A 17684-nucleotide genomic window follows, 5' to 3' on the forward strand; every position below is an offset into this window, starting at 1 on the left:
CATTGAACAGCACTCAAAACTTTGTTGTCCTGCGGACCGGGAGACCCAGCCATGCCGATAGAACAGCGCGGAGTCGACACCATTCCGGACGAGGAGCGCACCAGCGGGCCGCGCGACCTCGTCTCCCTCCTTCTCGGCTCCAATCTCTGCCTGGGCGTCATCGTCTTCGGCTGGCTGCCGCCGTCCTTCGGCCTGGGCCTGTGGCCGTCGGTGACCTCGATCATCGTCGGCACCCTGGCCGGCATCGCGGTCACCGCACCGCTGGCGCTGATCTCGCTGCGCACGGCGACGAACCTCTCCACCTCCAGCGGCGCCCAGTTCGGCGTACGCGGCCGTCTCGTCGGCTCGGTGGTCGGCCTGCTGCTCTCGCTCGGCTACACGGCGCTCACGCTGTGGATCGGCGGCGACGTGATGGTCGGGACCCTCTCCCGGCTCACCGGCCTGCCGGACGGCGGGGCCTCCCGCGCCCTGATGTACACCCTGCTCGCGGGCGCCACGGTCGTCGCGGCGGTGTACGGCTACTCGCTGCTGCTGCGGCTCAGCAAGGTGCTGTCCGTCGGCATGGTGGTCCTGCTGCTGGCCGGCGTGTACGCCTACGCGGGCGACTTCACCACGGCCGCGCCCCCGGACACGCCGTACCTGCTCGGCTCCTTCTGGCCCACCTGGCTGCTCGCGGCCGTCGCCGCCGGGCTGAGCGGCCCGGTCGCCTTCATCACCCTCCTCGGCGACTACACGCGGTACGTCTCGCCGCGCCGCCACAGCCCCCGCACGGTCCTGTGGGCCACCTGTCTGGGCCTCCTGCTGGGCCTTCTCGTCCCGCAGCTGTTCGGTACGTACACCGCGCTCGCCGCCCGCGCCGGCCTCGACTACGCCGGACCGCTCGTCGATGCCGCACCCGTCTGGTACCTGGCGCCGCTGCTCCTGGCGGCCTCGGCCGGATCCGTCGGCAACGCCGGTCTGATGCTGTACTCGATGGGCCTGGACCTGGACGCGATCGTGCCGAGGGCCACCCGTGCCCGGGCCACCGTGATCGCCGCGGCCGTCGCGACCGCCTTCGTGTTCGGGGGCTCCTTCGCCTGGTCCGTGCAGTCCGCGATGACGTCCTTCGTCCTGCTGCTGACGGCCGTCGGGACCCCGTGGGCGGTCATCTCCCTCATCGGGTACGTGCGCTGCGGCGGCCAGTACGACGCGGACGCACTCCAGGTCTTCAACCGCCGGGCCAGGGGCGGCGTCTACTGGTACCGGTCCGGCTGGAACGTCCGGGCCACGGCCTCCTGGGCGCTGGGCGCCGCGGTCGGTCTCGCGGCGGTCTCCACGACGGTGTACGAGGGCCCGCTGCTGGCCCTCACCGGCGGTGTGGACTGCAGCTTCATCCTCTCGGGACTGGTGGGCGGCGTCGCGTACACGGCACTGACGACGAAGGGGCGGGCGGCCGGGCGCACCGGAGCGGAACCCGTGGCCGGGGCCGGGAGCGAGACGCCCACCCCCGCGCAAGGGTCCGTGTAGGGAGTGGTGGTACGCGTGAGGCCGCGCCCGGCAGGGGTGCCGGGCGCGGCCTCACGTACGTACGACCGCGGGCGGTGTCAGCCCAGTTCGTGCGTCCAGCCGTGGGTGTCCTCGGCCTTGCCCGTCTGGATGGCGAGCAGCGCCTCGCGCAGCTCCATCGTCACCCTGCCCGGCTGCCCGTCCCCCTGGACCCACTCCGCCCCCTCGGACTTCACCGAGCCGACCGGCGTGATGGCCGCGGCGGTGCCGCAGGCGAAGACCTCGGTGAGGGTGCCGTTCTCGGTGTCGCGCTTCCAGTCGTCCGTGGAGATCCGGCCCTCCGCGGTCTCGTAGCCGAGGTCGCGGGCGAGCTGGAGCAGCGAGTCGCGGGTGATGCCGGCGAGGAGGGAGCCGGTGAGCTCCGGGGTGACGATCCTGGGCTTCTCGCCGGACGCGCCCCCGTACACGAAGTACAGGTTCATGCCGCCCATCTCCTCGACCCACTTGTGCTCCAGCGCGTCCAGCCAGACCACCTGGTCGCAGCCCTGCTGGGCCGCTTCGGCCTGGGCGAGGAGCGAGGCCGCGTAGTTGCCGCCGGTCTTGGCGAAGCCCATGCCGCCGGGGACGGCGCGGACGTAGTTCTCGGAGAGCCAGACCGAGACCGGCTTCACGCCGCCGGGGAAGTAGGCGCCGGCGGGCGACGCGATGACGATGAAGAGGTACTCATTGGCCGGCCTCACACCGAGCCCGACCTCATTGGCGATCATGAACGGGCGCAGGTAGAGGGAGGCCTCGCCGCCGTGCGCCGGAACCCATGCCTTGTCCTGCTGGACCAGCGCGTCGCAGGCCGCGATGAACGTCTCGACGGGCAGCTCCGGCATGGCCAGGCGGCGTGCGGAGATCTGGAAGCGCTTGGCGTTCGCGTCGGGGCGGAAGGTGGTGACCGTGCCGTCGGGCCGGCGGAATGCCTTCAGGCCCTCGAAGATCTCCTGCGCGTAGTGCAGGGTCATGTTGGCCGGGTCGATCGACAGCGGCGCGTACGGGGTGAGCTGCGCGTCGTGCCAGCCACGGCCCTCGGTCCACCGGATGGTGACCATGTGGTCGGTGAAGTGGCGGCCGAATCCGGGGTTGGCCAGGACCGCCTCGCGCTCCGCGTCGGACAGCGGGTGCGAGGAGGGCTTGAGCTCGATCGTGGGCGTCGTCATGAGTGCGTGTCCTTCACCGGTTGTGTGTGGTGGACCGCGCTCACGCCTCTGGTAGGACGTCCGAGCTTCCCCTCATACCGCGGCCCCGCGTTCGATTATCGCCCGCGGGAGTACGTGGATGAAACGGCGTGCAGTGCGGCCCGGGATTGATGGTCCCACCCGGCCGCGGCAAAGCACAGCCGCCGGGTGTCTGCGACCCGGCGGCTGTGGGAGGAGTCCGTCGGGTCAGCCCGCTACGCGTACCGCGAGCGCGTCGCCGATCTCGTCCGTCGTACGGACCGTGCCGCCGTCGCGCTCCGCGAGGTCGGCGGAGACGGCCTCCTCGATGCGACCGGCCTCGGCCTCGAAGCCGAGGTGGCGCAGGAGGAGGGCGACGGAGAGGACGGTGGCCGTCGGGTCGGCCTTGCCCTGACCCGCGATGTCGGGCGCGGAGCCGTGGACGGGCTCGAACATCGACGGGAAGGCACCCGTCGGGTTGATGTTGCCGGAGGCCGCCAGGCCGATGCCGCCGGTCACGGCGGCGGCGAGGTCGGTGAGGATGTCGCCGAAGAGGTTGTCGGTGACGATGACGTCGAAGCGCTCCGGCCGGGTGACGAAGAAGATCGTCGCGGCGTCGACGTGCAGGTAGTCGGTGGTGACCTCGGGGTACTCCTGGCCGACCTTGTCGAAGATGTTCTTCCACATGTGGCCGGCGTATACGAGGACGTTGTTCTTGTGGACCAGCGTCAGCTTCTTGCGCGGGCGGGCGTTGGCCCGCTCGTACGCGTCACGCACGACGCGCTCGACGCCGTACGCCGTGTTCAGGCTGACCTCGGTCGCGACCTCGTGCTCCGTACCGGTGCGGATGGAGCCGCCGTTGCCGGTGTACGGGCCCTCGGTGCCCTCGCGCACGACGACGAAGTCGATGTCGGGGCGGCCGGCCAGCGGCGTGGCGGTGTTCGGGAACAGCTTCGACGGGCGCAGGTTGATGAAGTGGTCGAAGGCGAACCGCAGCTTGAGCAGCAGCCCGCGCTCCAGGACGCCCGACGGCACGGACGGGTCGCCGATGGCGCCGAGCAGGATGGCGTCGTGCTGCTTGAGGGAGTCGAGCTCCGCGTCCGGGAGGGTCTCTCCGGTGCGGTGCCAGCGCTGCGCGCCGAGGTCGTACTCCTTGGTCTGCAGCTTCACGTCCTGCGGAAGGACGGCGTTGAGGACCTTGAGCCCTTGGGCCACGACCTCCTGGCCGATGCCGTCACCAGGGATCACTGCGAGATTGAGGCTGCGAGACATGTCGGCACCCTACTCCCGCGTCCCACCCCCTGACACCGAGTGTCCGCCATTCGGACTCATCGTCCCGACAGATTCTGTTCACCCTCCGTACCGGCCGGAGTTGGCCGCCCCTGGGAAGTTCTCCCGCATGGCTGACCTCCCCCGCACCGGCATACCCGAGCAGCTCGCGCGCCGCCTGAGCATGCCGGAGCAGCACGCATACCTGCGTACGAAGCTGTCCCGCCGACGGGTGATCACCTCGTCGGCCGCCACGGTGGGCGGAGCCGCCCTGCTCGGCGGCGCGAGCCCGGCGTACTCCGTCTCCCCTGCCACCACCCCTGTCACCACCGCGCTCGCCGACCGCGTCGACGGGTCGCTCGTCGCGCCCTTCGGCCGCCACCTCGCCTTCGGCGCCGACCCGAAGACGCAGATGCGGATCTCCTGGCAGGTGCCCTTCGCGGTCGGACGCCCCTATGTGCGCGTGGGGCTGAAGCCGTGGGAGCTGAGCCGGAAGATCGAGGCGGAGGTGCGCGCCCTGCACACGCCGTCGCTGTCGCGCAAGCTCCCCGCGGTGGACCAGTTCTACCTGCATGCGGGGCTCGACGGGCTGAGGCCGGGGACGACGTACTACTACGGGGTCGGGCACGACGGGTTCGACCCGGCCGACGCGTGCCGGCTGTCGACGGTCGGGTCGTTCCGCACGGCGCCCGCACGGCCGGAGACCTTCGTCTTCACGGCCTTCGGCGACCAGGGGGTCAGCTACGACGCCCTCGCCAACGACCAGTTGATCCTCGGGCAGAACCCCTCCTTCCACCTGCACGCGGGCGACATCTGCTACGCGGACAGCAGCGGGCGGGGCAGGGAGTCGGACACCTACGACGCGCGCGTGTGGGACCAGTTCCTGGCGCAGACCGAGTCCGTGGCCTCGCGGGTGCCGTGGATGGTGACCACCGGCAACCACGACATGGAGGCCTGGTACTCCCCCAACGGCTACGGCGGCCAGTCCGCCCGCTGGTCACTGCCGGACAACGGGCCGGACGCGGTGAACGCCCCCGGCATCTACTCCTTCACGTACGGCAACGTCGGCGTCGTGGCGCTGGACGCGAACGACGTGTCGTACGAGATCCCCGCCAACCGGGGCTACACGGACGGCGCGCAGAGCGCCTGGCTCGACCGGCGGCTGGGCGAGCTGCGGCGGCAGGCCGGCATCGACTTCGTCGTGCTGTTCTTCCACCACTGCGTGTACTCGACGTCCACCCACGCCTCGGACGGCGGGGTGCGCGACGCGTGGCTGGCGCTCTTCGCCAAGCACCAGGTGGACCTGGTGATCAACGGACACAACCATGTGTACGAGCGGACCGACGCCATCAGGGACGGCGAGGTCGGCAAGCCGGTCCCGGTCGGGTCCTCCACCGACCCGACGCGGGACGGGACCGTGTACGTCACGGCGGGCGGCGCGGGCAAGGACCTGTACGGGTTCGGGCCGGGCGTACGGGACAGCTACGAGGGCAACGTCCACGACCACGACCACATCGTGAGCTTCCACTGGACCACGTCGCGGATCCCGGACCCGGACACGGTGGAGTGGTCGCGGGTGCGGTACACCGGCTTCTCGTTCCTCGCGGTGGAGGCCGAGGCCGGTGCGTCACCGAAGCTGAAGGTCTCCGCGCTCGCCGAGTCGGGTGAGCGCGTCGACTACTTCGAGATCCGGCGCGGCCGCTAGCCGGGCCGCGGCACCGTGCGGCGCGCGCCGGCGGCTCAGTGGCCGGTGGCGCCGCCGTTGTCGCGGCGGTCGAGGGCGCGCTGGAGGGCGGCGGCGGCCTGCTTGCGGTCGGTCTCGTTCGAGCGGGGGGTGTGGCGGACGCGGCGGACGGTCTCGGCCATGATGATCGACTCCTTGAGATCAGAATGATTTCAGGGCGCCGGAATGGGCGGGGAGCAGGTGCCGCAGGGGTTACCTGCATGGGGCACGGGCTCGCGACCGCCGTTCGCTGATGGAGCGAGACGTTCGGCTTCTTCCAAGCTAAGCGAGGCCGGGCTGTCTGTCTCCACAATTACTCGGACTTCCTACTATCTGAGACGCGATCATGACGGCGACGCTCTGAGCTCGGCACATCGCCGGTTCCGGCCCACGGCCCCTCGGAGCCGCGGCCCCCGGAGCCCTACAGCAGGTCGCCGTCGCGCCAGTCGAAGAACAGCGCGTCGAAGGGGTCGGGGAGCTCCGCCCCGGCCGCCGGCCGCACATGGGCCGAGCCCTCCTCCTCCGGCAGCGGTACGACACCGTCCGGGCCCAGCGCGGCGATCCGGCCGGACCACACCTGCCACCCGCGCGCCGCGTACAGCGCCGCGCCGTCGTCGGACGCGCTGAGCGCGCCGAGTACGTACGCCCGGTCGATCACCCCCTCCAGCGCCCCCGTCACCGCGTCCCCCAGCCCCTGCCTGCGGCGGTCGGCCCGCACCGCCACCCCTTCGACGTAACCGGTCCGCAGGGAGCGGCCGCGGTGCAGGACCCGGCGCTGGACGACGCTGCCGTGGGCGGCGAGGCCGTGCTCGTCGTGGACGAAGGCGTGTACGCCGCCGAGGGTGTGGTCCCAGTCGTCCTCGCCGAAGTCGCCGTCGAAAGCGGCGTCCAGGAGGGCGCGGATCTCGCGGAGCGCGTCGGGCGCGAGATCGGCGGTGTGGGCGGTACGGACCCGGACGGGACGCATCCGGGCGGCGGTCATCGGCTCAGCCATGCACCGCACTCTCGCAGGTCCCGCCCGTACCAGGTACTCAGCCCTCTTCTGAGTACGCGCGCCGTGTCGTACGGGCCCCGCGCGCAGAAGAGTTGACCCCATGAACGGCCTCTACGCTCTCAAGCCCTGGTACGCGGCCCGCCTCCGCGGCGTCCGCGGCGCGCTGGCCCGCCGCGAGGTGTCGCCCGACACCCTCACCGCGGCCGGCGTGGTCTGCGCGGCGGGCGCGGCGGCGGCCCTGGCCTGGCTGCCGGCGCCGGTCGCCGCCCTGCCGGTCGCGGTGCTGCTCGCGGCGCGGCTCGGCTTCGCCAACCTGGACGGGGCGCTGGCCCGCGACACGGGGCGCACGACACGGCGCGGGGCGCTGCTCAACGAACTCGGCGACCGCGCCGCCGACCTGGCGGTGCTGGCCGGTTTCCTGGCACTCGCCCCGCTGTGGCTGGTGGCCGTCGCGGCGCTCGCCGCGACCCTGCCGTCCTGGGTGTCGCTGGCCGGCGCGGCGGCGGGTGCGGAGCGCCTCAACGGCGGCCCGGTCGGCAAGACGGAGCGGTGCCTGCTGGTGGTCGTCGCGGCGGCGTCCGGCTGGGCGGTGCCGGTGCTGGCCGTGATCGCGGCGGGCTCGGCGCTCACCGCGGCCGTGCGCTGCATCCGCCTGTGGCGCGTACTGGGCGGCCGCGTGCCGGGCGGCGCCCGATGAGCGCCGTGGGGGTCCTCCCCCTCGTGACGGGCGTGCTGGGGGCGAGCGGCGTCGTGGTCGCGGCGCTGCCCGCGCGGGTCGCGACGCGGGCCGAGCTGCGCAAGCGGTGGCGGACCTGGGCACTGGCGGCGCCGCTGTACCTGGGAGCGCTGCACCTGGGCGGCGGGGGCGCGTTCGCGCTGGCGGCGGGGCTCGGCCTGGTCGCGGTGAGCGAGTACGTACGGATGACGGGTCTGCGGCGCGGCGAGTACGCGGTGCTCGGCGCGGCCTCGGTCGCGCTGCCGGCCCTCGCGTGGCTGGCCCCCGGCCTGCTCGGCCTGCGGGCGGCGGCGCCGCTCCTGCTCGCGGCCGCGCTCCCGGCCCTGCTCGCGGGCGACCACACCACGGGCTTCACCCGGTCCGCCCGCACGGTCTTCGCCCTGCTGTGGATCCCGGTCGCCCTGACCGGCCTGATCGCCCTGGGCCCCGCGACCGCGATGGCGGTGGGCCTGGCGGTGGCGCTGGGCGACGTGGGCGCGTGGTGCGGGGGCACGGCGCTGGGGCGGGGGCCGGCGGGCGCGCGCCCCGGCCCCGGAGGTCTTCGGGGGCTGCTCGCGCGGCCGCTGTCCCCGCTCTCGCCCCGCAAGACCTGGGCGGGCGTCCTCGGCGCAGCCGCCGCGACCACCCTCGCGCTGGCGCTCGTCGGCGCCTTCTCACCGCTGCTCTGGGCGGCCGTCCTGGCCGGCTGCGTCCTCGGTGACCTGCTCGAATCCATGGTCAAGCGCGAGACGGGGGTCAAGGACGCGGGGAGCTGGCTGCCCGGTTTCGGCGGCCTGCTGGACCGTATCGACTCCCTGCTCGTGGCCCTGCTGCTCGCGATGGTGGTGTCCCTGTGACGGCCCCGGTCCCTGCTGCCCCTGCCGCCCCTGCCCGCACGGAGCTTCCCTCCCGTCTCGCGGCCGCCGCGCGCCGCGCCCTGTGGTGGTGCGTCCTCACCCTGACCGGCGGCGTCGAGCGGCGCGGCGCGCTCCCGCGCGGCGGCTGCGTCGTCGTCGCCAACCACTCCTCGCACGCCGACACCGCCGCCCTGCTGGCCGCGCTCGACGCCCGCCACACCCCGGCGATCGGGGCGGCGGCGGACTACTGGTTCGCGTCGCCCTGGCGCAGCCGGATCTGCGCCCGCCTCGCGGCCGGCTTCCCGGTCCGCCGCAAGGGCGGCGGCCTGGACGACCTGCTGGCGATGGCCGGCCGGCTGCGGGCGGGCCGCGCCGTGGTCCTCTTCCCCGAGGGCACGCGCGGGCCCGGCGGCGAGGTCGGCGCGTTCCACCGGGGGGCGCTGCTCCTCGCCGAGCGGGCGGGCGTACCCGTCGTACCGGTCGGCATCGCGGGTACGGACCGCCTCCTCCCCAAGCACGGCCGCCTCCGCTCCTCCCTGGTCCGGGTCCGCGTCGGCGCCCCGCTCCCTTCCTCCGTCACTCCCGAGGAGGCGCGCGCGGCGGTCGCGGCGCTCACCGCCCGGACGTACGCCGAGCCCCTGCGCGACTCGGCGGCGCGCCGCCGGGTGGCCGCGGTCGCCACTTCCCGGTGGGGCCTGCCGCTCGCCTTCGTGTGGGCGTGCGCGGAGGCGCTGAGCTGGCCGCTGATGCCGGAGCTCTTCCTCGCGGTCGTCTGCGTGGCCGCCCCGCGCACCGCGTTCCGGCTCTCGGCGACGGCGCTCGCGGGAAGCCTGGCCGGCGGCCTGCTGGCCCTTCAGCTGGCGGGCTCCGGCGTCCACCTGCCGGCGCCGCTCACCACGGACCGCATGCGGGCCGAGGTGCGGCACGGGCTGGCCGCCGAGTCCGCGGCGGCCGTCCGCCACCAGCCCTGGAACGGCGTCCCCTTCAAGGTGTACGCCGCCGAGGCGGGCCGTGCCGGAGTCCCGGCCGCCGACTGGCTCACCGCCTCCGCCACGGCCCGCGCCCCCCGCACCCTCGCCGTGGGCCTCGCCTTCGCCGCCTTCGGCCTGCTGACGCGCCGCTTCCGGCGGCACTACGTGCTCTACCTGGCGCTGCTGGGCGGGGCCTTCACGGTCGCCCTCACCCTGATCGTCACGGGCTGGCGCTGACGGCGCGGACTCCGCGGGGGCCTTTCCCGGATCCGGGAAAGGCCCCCGCGGGGTGGCCCGCTCCCGAGCGCCTCAGTACACGTTCACGCCGTACGCCGCCAGGGCTTCCTTCACCGGCTGGTGAATGGCGGAGCCACTGGTCCCCGTACAGCCGGAACTCCCCGAGTGGATCCCCAGGGCCACCCCGCCGGCGAAGTGCGCGCCGCCGCTGTCGCCGCCGGCCGAGCAGGCGGTGGTGCGGACCATGCCGTAGACGGGACCGTCGCCGTAGTTGACGGTGACGTTGACGGCGGTGACGGTGCCGCTGGTCACCTTGGTGGTGGAGCCGCTCTTCCTGAGCGCCTGGCCCACGACGGCGTCCGCGGCGGACGTGATGTCCTGGTGGCTGCCGTTGTAGAGGTTGACGTTGCCCGCCGGAGCCGAGCCGTTCGTGTACCGCACGATGCCGTAGTCGTTGGCCGGGAAGCTGGTGCCCTCACGGACACCGATCACCGGGCCGCCGGAGGCCGCCGACCAGTTGGCGGTGATGTTGGTGCAGTGGCCCGCCGTCACGAAGTAGCGCGTGGTGCCCTTGGAGACGTTGAAGGCGGCCGAGCAGCGCGATCCGCCGCCGTAGACGGCGTCGCCGCCCGCCACCTCGCGCGTGAAGGTCCCCGGTACGCGCGACACCCGCACGGCGCCGTCCTGCGCGTCCGCGACCTTCTTCAGCCGGGCCATCTCCCGCGCGGACACGGACCGGTCGGCCTCGACGCTGACCTGGTTGGTCCGGGGGTCGATGCCCCAGGACGTACCGGTGATCTTCGCTCCGGTCTCCAGGGCGGCCATGGCCGCCTCCAGCCGCGCGGCGCTCCGCTCCACGCGCTTGACCGCGGCGCCGGCCGCGCGGGCCTGCTCGGCGGCGCGGTCGCTGGTGACGGTGACGGTGAGTTCACCGGTGCGGCGGTCGATGTAGCTGCCCGCGGTGTCGTCGCCGAGCCGCTGGGAGAGCTCGGAGTCCAGGGCGTACGTCGCCGGACCCGCGGCGGCTTCGGCGGCGGGCCCGGCAGTGGCCTCGGCGCCGGCCGGGGCCGCGCCGAGGCCGAGGGCGCCGGCGGCCATTAAGGCGGTCAGGGCCGTGCGCGCACGGAGGGTGCGTCTCATGGGGGGATCTCCTCAGTCAGGTCTCCGCGGGGAACGGAAACGCCGTTGAGGGAATTTGACATGCTCATTGCCAATCCACAAGACCGCGTCACCGCCCGACGGCCGCCTGCGCGCCCCCACGCGCGCCCCCACCGGTTCCGCCGCCCGCTTCGGGGCACACGCACTCCGACGAAGGAGGCGAAGACATGAGCGCATGGGCACTCACCCGGCGCGGCAGGCGCACGGCCCGCCGGGCGTCGGACAGTTCAGCCTTGGAGGCCGCCGCGCGCTGGGGATTCGCGGCACGCGGAGTGCTCTACGTACTGGTCGGCGTACTGGCGCTCCGGATCGCGTTCGGCCAGGGCACGCAGGAGGCCGACCGAGGAGGGGCGCTCGCCGAGGTGGCCGCCCGGCCGCTGGGCTCGTTCCTGCTCTGGGCGCTGGGCGTCGGGCTGGTCGGCATGGCGCTGTGGCGGCTCTCCGAAGCCTTCTTCGGCGCGGCGGGACCCGACGGCCACAAGCCCCGCAAGCGCCTGCTGTCCCTGGCGCGTTTCCTCTTCTACGGCTTCGTGGCGTACACCGTGCTGTCGTTCGCGACGGGCTCCAGGGGCAGCGGCAGCGGATCGAGCGACAAGCAGTCGGACGACGTGACGGCCAGGGCCATGGAACTCCCGGCCGGCCAGTGGATCGTGGGCCTCGCCGGCCTGGCCATCGCGGTCTCGGGTGTGTGGATCGCGTCCCGCGCCGCCCTGCGCAAGTACCACAAGCACCTGAAGATGGGCGAGCTGCGGGGCCGCACCCGCCGGGCCGTGGACGTCGCCGGTGTGGCGGGCGGCGTCGCCCGGGGCTCGGTCTTCGCCGTGCTCGGCGGCTTCGCGGTCAAGGCGGCGGTCGACTACGAACCCGACAAGGCCAAGGGCATCGACGACACCCTCCGCTCCTTCGCCGACACGCCGGTGGGGCCGTGGCTGCTGGCCCTGATAGCCGTGGGCCTGGCCCTGTTCGGTGTCTTCTCCTTCGCGATGGCCCGCTGGCGCAAGATCTGACACCCGGCGGCACACGGAAACCGCCCCCGTCCGGCGTGGGGGCCGGGACGGGGGCGGGGTTTCGCGGGGCGCGCGACCAGGGGCCGCGCGCCGGGGCGGTCAGCCCTGGTGCGGGTAGGTGTAGTCGGTCGGCGGGACCAGGGTCTCCTTGATGGCCCGGGTCAGGGTCCAGCGCTGGAGGTTCTGGGGCGCGCCCGCCTTGTCGTTGGTGCCGGACGCGCGGCCGCCGCCGAAGGGCTGCTGGCCGACGACGGCGCCGGTCGACTTGTCGTTGATGTAGAAGTTGCCCGCCGCGTAGCGGAGCTTGTCCATCGTGTACGCCGCGGCCGCGCGGTCGTTGGAGATGACGGCGCCGGTCAGCGCGTAGTCGGACGCCGACTCCATCTGCTCCAGCATGGCGTCGTACTTCTCGTCCTCGTAGACGTGGACCGCGAGGATCGGGCCGAAGTACTCGGTCGTGAAGACCTCGTTCTCCGGGTCCGTGCAGGCGATGACCGTCGGGCGGACGAAGTAGCCGACCGAGTCGTCGTACGTACCGCCCGCGACGATCGTGCACGTCGGGTCGGCGGCGGCGCGGTCGATCGCGGCCTTGTTCTTGGCGAACGAACGCTCGTCGATGACGGCGCCGATGAAGTTCGACAGGTCGGTGACGTCGCCCATGGCGATGGAGTCGACCTCGGCCGCGAACTCCTCCTTGAACCCGTCGTTCCAGATCGAGGCCGGGACGTACGCACGCGAGGACGCGGAGCACTTCTGGCCCTGGAACTCGAAGGAACCGCGGGTCAGCGCGGTCTTCAGGACGGCGCGGTCGGCGCTCGGGTGCGCGACGACGAAGTCCTTGCCGCCGGTCTCGCCGACGAGACGCGGGTACGTGCGGTATTTCTCGATGTTGTTGCCGACCGTCTTCCAGAGGTACTGGAAGGTCTTGGTCGAGCCGGTGAAGTGGATGCCGGCCAGGTCGCGGTGGTTGAGGGCGACCTCGGAGACCTCGATGCCGTCACCGGTGACCAGGTTGATGACACCCTTGGGCAGACCGGCCTCCTCCAGGAGCTGCATCAGCAGCACGGCGGCGTGCGTCTGCGTCGGGGACGGCTTCCAGACCACGACGTTGCCCATCAGGGCGGGAGCGGTCGGCAGGTTGCCCGCGATGGCGGTGAAGTTGAAGGGCGTGATCGCGTAGACGAAGCCCTCCAGCGGACGGTGGTCCAGCCGGTTCCACACACCCGGGGCGTTCGCCGGCGGCTGCTCGGCGAGCAGGTCGCGGGCGTACTTGACGTTGAAGCGCCAGAAGTCGACGAGCTCGCACGGGGTGTCGATCTCGGCCTGCTGGACGGTCTTCGACTGGCCGAGCATGGTCGAGGCGGCGAGCGTCTCGCGCCACGGGCCCGACAGCAGCTCGGCGGCGCGCAGGATGATCGCGGCGCGGTCGTCGAAGGACATCGCGCGCCACGCCGGAGCGGCGGCCAGCGCGGCGTCGATCGCGTCCCTGGCGTCCTGCTGCGTGGCGTGGGCGGCGGTGCCGAGGACGGCCTTGTGGTTGTGCGGCTGTACGACGTCGAAACGCTCGCCGCCGCCCATCCGCTTCTCACCGTTGATCGTCATCGGGAGGTCGACGGGGTTCTCGGCCAGCTCCCTGAGCTTGGCCTCGAGGCGCGCGCGCTCCGGCGAACCCGGGGCGTAGGTGCGCACCGGCTCGTTGACCGGGGCGGGGACCTGGGTCACAGCGTCCATGAGTTCCTTGACTCCTTTGTGAGGGGTGGAAGGGCTCGGCCCTTGGGTCAGCCTGGGTCAGTTCTTGGTGATCATCGAGCGGACGAAGAACAGCAGGTTGGCCGGCTTCTCCGCGAGGCGCCGCATGAAGTAGCCGTACCAGTCGGTGCCGTACGCGGTGTACACACGCATCCGGTGGCCCTCCGCCGCGAGCCGCACGTGCTCCTCGCTGCGGATCCCGTACAGCATCTGGAACTCGTACTCATCCAGTTTGCGCCCCGCGCGCCGCGCGAGCTCCTGGCTGACGGCGATCAGCCGCGGGTCGTGCGACCCGATCATCGGGTACCCGTCGCCCGCCATGAGGATCTTCAGGATCCGGACGTACGCCTTGTCGATCTCGGCCTTGTCCTGGAACGCGACGGTGGCGGGCTCCTTGTAGGCACCCTTCACGATACGGACGCGGCTGCCGTTCGCGGCGAGGCGACGCGCGTCGTCCTCGGTGCGGAACAGGTAGGCCTGGATCACGCAGCCGGTCTGCGGGAAGTCCTTCCGCAGCTCCTCGTGGATGGCGAACATCGAGTCGAGGGTGGTGTGGTCCTCGGCGTCCAGCGTGACCGTGGTGCCGATCGCGGCGGCGGCCTCGACGACCGGGCGGACGTTGGCGAGCGCCAGCGCGTGGCCGCCCTCCAGCGCCTGGCCGAACATCGACAGCTTCACGGACATCTCGGCCCGCTCGCCCAGCCCCAGGCCCTTGAGGTGCTCGACCAGCTCCAGGTACGCGTCGCGGGCGGCGAAGGCCTGCTCGCGCGTGGTGATGTCCTCGCCCACGACGTCCAGGGTGACTTCCAGCCCCTTGCCGGCGGCGTCCCGGACGATCGGAATGACCTGCTCGACCGTCTCGCCGGCGATGAACCGGCCGACGACCTGCTTGGTCCCCGGAGCCGCCGACACGAAACGGCGCATTTTGTCGCTGCGCGAAGCGGCGAGGATCACGGGACCCAGCACGGGGCACCTCCACGGAAAAGACTTCGAAGGGGCCGTGACCGGCGAAGACCGGTACGGCACGGATAACCACCGTGAAATCTAGGGATCGCTCGAATCCTGAACCATCGACAGCTGTCACGCATCCCCGGCCCTTACCTCATACAAATGTCTGAGAGGGTGCGAGAATAAGAAGCGTGAAAGGCGATTACCAGGACCTGGTCGACGAGATCTCGGCGTTGCTCGGCGCCCCCGCGACACTGGAGGACCGCGATTTCCGGCTGATCGCGTTCGGTGCCCACGACAGCGACAGCGATTTCGACGAGACCACCCTGGACCCGGTCCGCACGCGCTCGATCCTCACCCGCCGCTCGACGGCCGAGGTGCGTGCCTGGTTCGAGAAGTTCGGCATCGCCACGGCGGAAAGCCCGGTGTACATCCCCGCCGACCCCGCGGCCGGGGTGCTGCGCGGCCGGCTCTGCCTTCCCGTACGGCACCGGGGCACGGTCCACGGTTACGTGTGGCTGCTCGCCGGGGGCGACGGCCCGCCGGCGCCCGTGCCGGCCTCGGCGATGGCGGTCTGCGCCCGGATCGGGGCGCTCCTGGCGGACGAGGCCCGCGCCCGCGCCGACCTCGGCCCGTACCTGCTGACCCTGCTCGCCTCGGAGTCCGCCGAGAGCCGGGCCTCCGCGCGGGCCACACTGGGCGCGGCGCTGGGCGACGGCGGCCCGTACGCCCTGCTGTGCGTCGCCCCCTGGGCGCAGCCCGTTCCGGGTGTGCCCACGGTCCCGGGCGCGGCCGCCCTCTGTCTGCTCCCGGTGCCCGGCCCGGCCGGCCCGCGCCTCGCCGCCCTGATCAGGATCCGTACGCAGGCCGACCTCTCCCCCGCCCGCCTGGCGGCCGGCAACCTGCTCGCCGCGCCGGGCCCGGTCGTCGGCATCGGCAATCCCGTGCACGCACTGGACGAGCTGCCCGGCGCCTGGCGGGAAGCCTCGGCCGCGGCCCGCGCGGCCCTGGCGCGGCCCCGTCTCGGACCGGTCGCGGAGTGGTCGGGGATCGGTCCGTACCGCCTGCTGGCCGCGCTCCCCGACAGCGGGCCCGGCCACCCCGTCGACCCTGCCGTACGCCCGCTGCTGGAACCCGCGCACGCCGAACTCGCCCGTACCGCCGAAGTGTTCCTGGACTGCGCGGGCCAGGCGGGCCGCACCGCGAGCACGCTGAACATCCACCGCCAGACGCTCTACTACCGCCTGTCACGCGTGGAGCAGCTCACCGGCCTCGATCTCCACGACGGCGAGGACCGGCTGCTGCTGCACATGTCCCTCAAGGCCGCCCGCCTGTGACGCGCTCCGGAAACGGAGAGCCGGCCGGCCTCCACGCACCGGTGCCCGGGACGCGGGCGTCCTTCCCGTACGACGTCGTACGGGAAGGGCATCCGTGCGTCCCGGGCACCGGTGACGGGCCGGACAGGAGCCGGGTCAGTCCGAGAGGTTCACGAAGCGGGCCGAGGAGGCGCCGATCTCGTTGGCGATCTCGGTGAGGACGGCCGGCGGGACGGTGTCGTCCACGGAGAGGACGGCCAGTGCCTCGCCGCCCTGGTCCGCGCGGGAGACCTGCATGCCCGCGATGTTCAGGCCGGCCTCGCCGAGGATGCGGCCCACCGTGCCGACGACGCCCGGGCGGTCCTGGTAGCGCAGGACGACCATGTGGTCGGCCAGGGTCAGGTCGATGTCGTGCTCGCCGATGCCGACGATCTTCTGGAGGTGCTTGGGGCCCGCCAGCGTGCCGGAGACCGAGACCTCCTCACCGCCGGAGAGCGTGCCGCGCACGGTGACGACGTTCTTGTGGTCCGGGGACTCCGAGCTCGTCGTGAGGCGGACCTCCACGCCACGCTCCTGGGCGAAGAGCGGCGCGTTGACGTAGGAGACGGTCTCGTCCACCACGTCCTCGAACACGCCCTTCAGCGCGGAGAGTTCCAGCACCTTGACGTCGTACTGCGTGATCTCGCCGTACACCTCGACGTCGAGGCGCACCGCGACCTCGCCCGCGAGCGCGGTGAACATCCGGCCGAGCTTCTCGGCGAGCGGCAGGCCGGGGCGTACGTCCTCGGCGATGACACCGCCCTGGACGTTGACCGCGTCCGGCACGAGCTCACCGGCGAGCGCGAGGCGCACGGACTTGGCGACCGCGATGCCCGCCTTCTCCTGGGCCTCGTCGGTGGAGGCGCCGAGGTGCGGCGTGCAGACGACCTGGTCGAGCTCGAACAGCGGGGAGTCGGTGCAGGGCTCCTTCGCGTACACGTCGAGGCCCGCACCGGCGACCCGGCCCTCCTTGAGGGCGGAGTACAGCGCCGCCTCGTCGACGATGCCGCCGCGGGCGGCGTTGACGATGCGGACCTCGGGCTTGACCTTGTGGAGCGCTTCGTCGCCGATGAGGCCGAGCGTCTCGGGGGTCTTGGGGAGGTGGACGGTGATGAAGTCCGACACCGCGAGCAGCTCGTCGAGCGAGAGCAGCTTGACGCCCATCTGGGCGGCGCGCGCGGGCTGCACGTAGGGGTCGTACGCGACGATCTTCATGCCGAAGGCCGACATGCGCTGCGCGACCAGGACGCCGATGCGGCCGAGGCCGACGACGCCCAGGGTCTTCTCGCTCAGCTCGACACCCGTGTACTTCGAGCGCTTCCACTCGCCGTTCTTGAGGGCGGTGTTGGCCTGCGGGATGTTGCGCGCGGTGGCGACGAGCAGGCCGCAGGCGAGCTCGGCGGCGGTGACGATGTTGGACGTCGGCGCGTTGACGACCATCACGCCGGCCTTGGTGGCGGCGGAGACGTCGACGTTGTCGAGGCCGACGCCGGCGCGGGCGACGACGCGGAGCTTCTTCGCCGCGGCGATGGCCTCGGCGTCGACCTTGGTGGCGGAGCGGACGAGAATCGCGTCCACGTCGGCGATGGCCGGCAGGAGCTCTGCCCGGTCGGCGCCGTTGCAGTGCCGGATCTCGAAGTCCGGGCCCAGGGCGTCGACTGTGGCCGGCGACAGCTCTTCAGCGATGAGTACGACAGGTTTCGAGCTCACGTGAGTCCTCACTGGTCCTTTGCGGACGGCCGTCCCGACGGCCGCAGGCGGTGGAGGGGCTAGCCGCGTGGAAGACGCACGACGCTGTGGGCCTGACGCGTGTATGTATGAAGCAGTCTAGTGGCGCCGGGTACGTGGTCTTCCGCCTCGGCGGAAGGATCACCCGTCCGTGGCTGGACGTTCTGTCCAGTTGTGCACGAAGGGCCGCGGCGATACGCCGCCGACGGGCGCGTCATCACCGGCTCCCACTGCCTGATGGCCGTCGGCGCCGTCCCGAACTCCGCGGGCATGGGCCTGGAGGAGG

At 72.5% G+C, this 17684-nt stretch carries 15 protein-coding genes; 7 read left to right on the forward strand and 8 right to left on the reverse strand.

Features of this window, described 5'->3' with window-relative positions:
* The first annotated feature begins 51 nt into the window (after positions 1-51).
* Entirely contained in the window at positions 52-1506 is a 1455-nt protein-coding gene (locus ACWD0Y_RS00825) for a cytosine permease (protein ID WP_450258319.1), read from the forward strand.
* 77 nt (positions 1507-1583) lie between these two features.
* Here ACWD0Y_RS00825 and ACWD0Y_RS00830 read toward each other — a convergent pair whose 3' ends face one another.
* Both ACWD0Y_RS00830 and ACWD0Y_RS00835 read right to left on the reverse strand, forming a co-directional pair.
* Positions 1584-2690, reverse strand: a complete 1107-nt coding sequence (locus ACWD0Y_RS00830; protein ID WP_093798862.1) for a branched-chain amino acid aminotransferase — start codon at positions 2688-2690, stop codon at positions 1584-1586.
* A 225-nt stretch (positions 2691-2915) separates the two neighbouring features.
* Positions 2916-3959 carry a 3-isopropylmalate dehydrogenase gene (locus ACWD0Y_RS00835; RefSeq protein WP_450258320.1) on the reverse strand — a complete coding sequence of 348 codons (1044 nt, stop codon included), beginning with the start codon at positions 3957-3959 and terminating at the stop codon, positions 2916-2918.
* Positions 3960-4086: 127 nt separating this feature from the next.
* On the opposite strand from ACWD0Y_RS00835, the gene ACWD0Y_RS00840 reads away from it, so the two are divergent.
* Positions 4087-5661 carry a fibronectin type III domain-containing protein gene (locus ACWD0Y_RS00840; protein WP_450258321.1) on the forward strand — a complete coding sequence of 525 codons (1575 nt, stop codon included), beginning with the start codon at positions 4087-4089 and terminating at the stop codon, positions 5659-5661.
* 35 nt (positions 5662-5696) lie between these two features.
* Here ACWD0Y_RS00840 and ACWD0Y_RS00845 read toward each other — a convergent pair whose 3' ends face one another.
* Together ACWD0Y_RS00845 and ACWD0Y_RS00850 are read right to left on the reverse strand one after the other, a co-directional pair.
* The gene (locus ACWD0Y_RS00845) at positions 5697-5822 is read right to left on the reverse strand and encodes a hypothetical protein (protein ID WP_450258322.1); all 126 of its coding nucleotides are present in this window, start codon (positions 5820-5822) and stop codon (positions 5697-5699) included.
* A 278-nt stretch (positions 5823-6100) separates the two neighbouring features.
* A complete protein-coding gene (locus ACWD0Y_RS00850; RefSeq protein WP_450258323.1) occupies positions 6101-6673 on the reverse strand; it encodes a GNAT family N-acetyltransferase in 573 nt (190 codons plus the stop codon).
* A 100-nt stretch (positions 6674-6773) separates the two neighbouring features.
* Between ACWD0Y_RS00850 and ACWD0Y_RS00855 the strand changes: the two genes are divergently transcribed.
* The 3 genes from ACWD0Y_RS00855 to ACWD0Y_RS00865 are packed head-to-tail and all read left to right on the forward strand — an operon-like array spanning position 6774 to position 9453.
* On the forward strand, positions 6774-7370 hold the full coding sequence (locus ACWD0Y_RS00855; RefSeq protein ID WP_450258324.1) for a CDP-alcohol phosphatidyltransferase family protein: 597 nt from the start codon (positions 6774-6776) through the stop codon (positions 7368-7370).
* Positions 7367-8245: a phosphatidate cytidylyltransferase gene (locus ACWD0Y_RS00860; RefSeq protein WP_450258325.1), complete on the forward strand. Its 879-nt coding sequence runs from the start codon at positions 7367-7369 to the stop codon at positions 8243-8245. The genes ACWD0Y_RS00855 and ACWD0Y_RS00860 overlap by 4 nt, the downstream gene beginning before the upstream one ends.
* Complete coding sequence (locus ACWD0Y_RS00865) at positions 8242-9453, forward strand: lysophospholipid acyltransferase family protein (protein ID WP_450258326.1); 1212 nt, start codon at positions 8242-8244, stop codon at positions 9451-9453. Before ACWD0Y_RS00860 ends, ACWD0Y_RS00865 begins: the two co-directional genes overlap by 4 nt.
* A gap of 72 nt (positions 9454-9525) precedes the next feature.
* Here ACWD0Y_RS00865 and ACWD0Y_RS00870 read toward each other — a convergent pair whose 3' ends face one another.
* The gene (locus tag ACWD0Y_RS00870; RefSeq protein WP_450258327.1) at positions 9526-10593 is read right to left on the reverse strand and encodes a S1 family peptidase; all 1068 of its coding nucleotides are present in this window, start codon (positions 10591-10593) and stop codon (positions 9526-9528) included.
* Positions 10594-10778: 185 nt separating this feature from the next.
* On the opposite strand from ACWD0Y_RS00870, the gene ACWD0Y_RS00875 reads away from it, so the two are divergent.
* Positions 10779-11618, forward strand: a complete 840-nt coding sequence (locus tag ACWD0Y_RS00875; protein ID WP_450258328.1) for a DUF1206 domain-containing protein — start codon at positions 10779-10781, stop codon at positions 11616-11618.
* Between the two features lie 99 nt (positions 11619-11717).
* Here ACWD0Y_RS00875 and pruA read toward each other — a convergent pair whose 3' ends face one another.
* A complete protein-coding gene (pruA, locus tag ACWD0Y_RS00880) occupies positions 11718-13349 on the reverse strand; it encodes an L-glutamate gamma-semialdehyde dehydrogenase (RefSeq protein ID WP_450258329.1) in 1632 nt (543 codons plus the stop codon).
* A 57-nt stretch (positions 13350-13406) separates the two neighbouring features.
* Positions 13407-14333: a proline dehydrogenase family protein gene (locus ACWD0Y_RS00885; RefSeq protein ID WP_450258330.1), complete on the reverse strand. Its 927-nt coding sequence runs from the start codon at positions 14331-14333 to the stop codon at positions 13407-13409.
* A gap of 173 nt (positions 14334-14506) precedes the next feature.
* Between ACWD0Y_RS00885 and ACWD0Y_RS00890 the strand changes: the two genes are divergently transcribed.
* On the forward strand, positions 14507-15652 hold the full coding sequence (locus tag ACWD0Y_RS00890) for a PucR family transcriptional regulator (RefSeq protein WP_450258331.1): 1146 nt from the start codon (positions 14507-14509) through the stop codon (positions 15650-15652).
* A 135-nt stretch (positions 15653-15787) separates the two neighbouring features.
* On the opposite strand, the gene serA is transcribed toward ACWD0Y_RS00890, so the two are convergent.
* A complete protein-coding gene (serA, locus tag ACWD0Y_RS00895) occupies positions 15788-17380 on the reverse strand; it encodes a phosphoglycerate dehydrogenase (protein WP_450258332.1) in 1593 nt (530 codons plus the stop codon).
* Between the last annotated feature and the right edge of the window lie 304 nt (positions 17381-17684).

Source organism: Streptomyces altiplanensis (genome assembly GCF_053591575.1).